Here is a 3,441-nt window from a genome sequence, read left to right on the forward strand (position 1 = left end):
CAGAAGAAAGATCGCCTTTAGTTACCAGCTGGGCGGTCGCGATTGACATACTTGTGCTCAAGTAGCCGAATAGGCGGTAGCACAAATATCGTGTGTCTTTCTCTTTCTGGATCAAATCAAGCGCGAGAAGGGCGTTTGGTGAATGCCTTGGCAGCAAGAGGCGATGAAAGACGTGATACTCTGCGATAAGCCATGGGGAGCTGAGAATAAGCTTTGATCCATGGATCTCTGAATGGGGCAACCCACCTGAAAGTTCGTTGTAAATTGCTCCGCAATATTACAACGGATTTAAACAGGTACTTAAGACCTGAATACATAGGGTTTTAAGAGCAAACCCGGGGAACTGAAACATCTAAGTACCCGGAGGAAAGGAAATCAATTGATACTCCCCTAGTAGCGGCGAGCGAACGGGGACCAGCCGAGCCAGATAAGTGACTAGAACACGTTGGGAAGCGTGGCCATAGCGGGTGACAGCCCCGTATAGGAAGCTTTGATGGACGTATTAAGTAGGGCGGAACACGTGAAATTCTGTCTGAAGATCGGAGGACCACCTTCGAAGGCTAAGTACTCCTTGCTGACCGATAGCGAACCAGTACCGTGAGGGAAAGGTGAAAAGCACCCCGACGAGGGGAGTGAAACAGTACCTGAAACCGAACGCCTACAATCAGTCGGAGGATCCTCGAGATCTGACGGCGTACCTTTTGTATAATGGGTCATCGACTTGGTCTCACGAGCAAGCTTAAGCCGTTAGGTGTAGGCGTAGCGAAAGCGAGTCTTAATAGGGCGCATGAGTTCGTGGGATCAGACCCGAAACCGAGTGATCTAGGCATGGCCAGGTTGAAGGTAAGGTAACACTTACTGGAGGACCGAACCCACATCCGTTGAAAAGGATCGGGATGAGCTGTGCCTAGGGGTGAAAGGCCAATCAAACTCGGAGATAGCTGGTTCTCTGCGAAATCTATTTAGGTAGAGCGTCATCCGAATACCCCGGGGGGTAGAGCACTGGATGGGTAATGGGGCCCCACAGGCTTACTGATCCTAACCAAACTCCGAATACCCGGGAGTACTAGATGGCAGACACACTGCGGATGCTAACGTCCGTAGTGGAGAGGGAAACAACCCTGACCTACGACTAAGGCCCCCAATTCATGGCTAAGTGGGAAAGCAGGTGGGACGACCAAAACAACCAGGAGGTTGGCTTAGAAGCAGCCATCCTTTAAAGATAGCGTAACAGCTCACTGGTCTAAATAAGTTGTCCTGCGGCGAAGATGTAACGGGGCTCAAGCCATGAGCCGAAGTCTAGGGATGCGTAAGCATCGGTAGCAGAGCGTAGTGTGACATAGAACTCATCCGTATTTGCATCCACCTGGATGTAATGACGGATCGAGTTCTTTCGATGAAGCCGGGGCGTGAGCCATCCGGTGGAGAGATCACTAGTGAGAATGATGACATGAGTAGCGACAAAGAGTGTGAGAGACACTCTCGCCGAAAGTCCAAGGGTTCCTGCTTAAAGCTAATCTGAGCAGGGTAAGCCGGCCCCTAAGCCGAGGCCGAAAGGCGTAGGCGATGGGAACTAGGTTAATATTCCTAGGCCAGGAGGATGTGACGGATCACAGGTGTAGTTCAATCTTATCGGATTGATTGGGCTGCTGAGTGGTTCCTGGAAATAGCCCTCCATCAGACCGTACCCTAAACCGACACAGGTGGACTGGTAGAGCATACCAAGGCGCTTGAGAGAACGATGTTGAAGGAACTCGGCAAAATACCTCCGTAAGTTCGCGAGAAGGAGGCCCGGTTCCTAGGCAACTAGGGGCTGGGGGCACAAACCAGGGGGTGGCGACTGTTTATTAAAAACACAGGGCTCTGCGAAGTCGCAAGACGACGTATAGGGTCTGACGCCTGCCCGGTGCCTGAAGGTTAAAAGGAGAGGTGAGAGCCTTGAATTGAAGCCCAGGTAAACGGCGGCCGTAACTATAACGGTCCTAAGGTAGCGAAATTCCTTGTCGGGTAAGTTCCGACCTGCACGAATGGCGTAACGACTTCCCCGCTGTCTCCAACATCGACTCAGCGAAATTGAATTGCCTGTCAAGATGCAGGCTTCCCGCGGTTAGACGGAAAGACCCCGTGCACCTTTACTACAGCTTCGCACTGGCATCAGGATTGTGATGTGCAGGATAGGTGGTAGGCTTTGAAGCGGAAACGCAAGTATCCGTGGAGCCTCCCTTGAGATACCACCCTTCGCACTCTTGATGTCTAACCGCGGTCCGTTATCCGGACCCGGGACCCTGCGTGGCGGGTAGTTTGACTGGGGCGGTCGCCTCCTAAAGCGTAACGGAGGCGCGCGAAGGTTGGCTCAGAGCGGTCGGAAATCGCTCGTTGAGTGCAATGGCAGAAGCCAGCCTGACTGCGAGACTGACAAGTCGAGCAGAGTCGAAAGACGGCCATAGTGATCCGGTGGTCCCGAGTGGAAGGGCCATCGCTCAACGGATAAAAGGTACGCCGGGGATAACAGGCTGATACTGCCCAAGAGTCCATATCGACGGCAGTGTTTGGCACCTCGATGTCGGCTCATCTCATCCTGGGGCTGGAGCAGGTCCCAAGGGTACGGCTGTTCGCCGTTTAAAGAGGTACGTGAGCTGGGTTTAGAACGTCGTGAGACAGTTCGGTCCCTATCTGCCGTGGGTGTAGGAGACTTGAGAGGAGTTGCCCCTAGTACGAGAGGACCGGGGTGAACGATCCACTGGTGGACCAGTTGTCGTGCCAACGGCAGTGCTGGGTAGCTATGATCGGACAGGATAACCGCTGAAGGCATCTAAGCGGGAAGCCCCCCTCAAAACAAGGTCTCCCTGAGGGCCGTGGAAGACCACCACGTCAATAGGCCGGAGATGTAAGCGCAGTAATGCGTTCAGTTGACCGGTACTAATCGCCCGATAGGCTTGATTTGATCCAGTAACAGAAAGACAAATCAAACCAAAAGCATACACCGACCTTGACAATGGATGACGTCGTAGCGCCAAGCCGCGATGTTGATTGAAAACACAACCGAGTGGCAACGCACATACGCTAACTGCCACCTCGTCGCTTTCTTGCACAGCAAGAAAGTCAACATGGGCTTTTCCTCGGTTTGGTGGTCATAGCGCAAGTGAAACACCCGGTCCCATCCCGAACCCGGAAGTTAAGCACTGCCGCGCCAATGGTACTTGGGCTTAAGCCCCGGGAGAGTAGGTCACCGCCAAACCTAGTAAAAGCCCACAGTCTCTCTAATACGATCAGAAGAACACTACACGGCCTCAAGTAGCGTAAGCGGTAGGCCAACAAATGGTCTCAAGTAGCCGAATAGGCGGTAGACCAACGCAAAGTGTCGCGGGATGGAGCAGCCCGGTAGCTCGTCAGGCTCATAACCTGAAGGTCGCAGGTTCAAATCCTGCTCCCGCAACCAGC

At 53.2% G+C, this 3,441-nt stretch carries 1 tRNA gene and 2 rRNA genes; all 3 read left to right on the plus strand.

Annotation, left to right across the window (positions count from 1 at the left end):
• Nucleotides 1–114 precede the first annotated feature (114 nt).
• The 3 genes from ACP15L_RS22200 to ACP15L_RS22210 all read left to right on the plus strand — a co-directional run bounded on the left by ACP15L_RS22200 (nucleotide 115) and on the right by ACP15L_RS22210 (nucleotide 3,439).
• Nucleotides 115–2,944, plus strand: a 23S ribosomal RNA gene (locus tag ACP15L_RS22200).
• 179 nt (nucleotides 2,945–3,123) lie between these two features.
• Nucleotides 3,124–3,238, plus strand: a 5S ribosomal RNA gene (gene rrf / locus ACP15L_RS22205).
• A 124-nt stretch (nucleotides 3,239–3,362) separates the two neighbouring features.
• A tRNA-Met gene (locus ACP15L_RS22210) sits at nucleotides 3,363–3,439 on the plus strand.
• The last annotated feature ends 2 nt before the right edge of the window (nucleotides 3,440–3,441 follow it).

Origin of the sequence: Ruegeria profundi (assembly GCF_049800715.1) — a bacterium.
GTDB lineage: Bacteria > Pseudomonadota > Alphaproteobacteria > Rhodobacterales > Rhodobacteraceae > Ruegeria > Ruegeria profundi_A.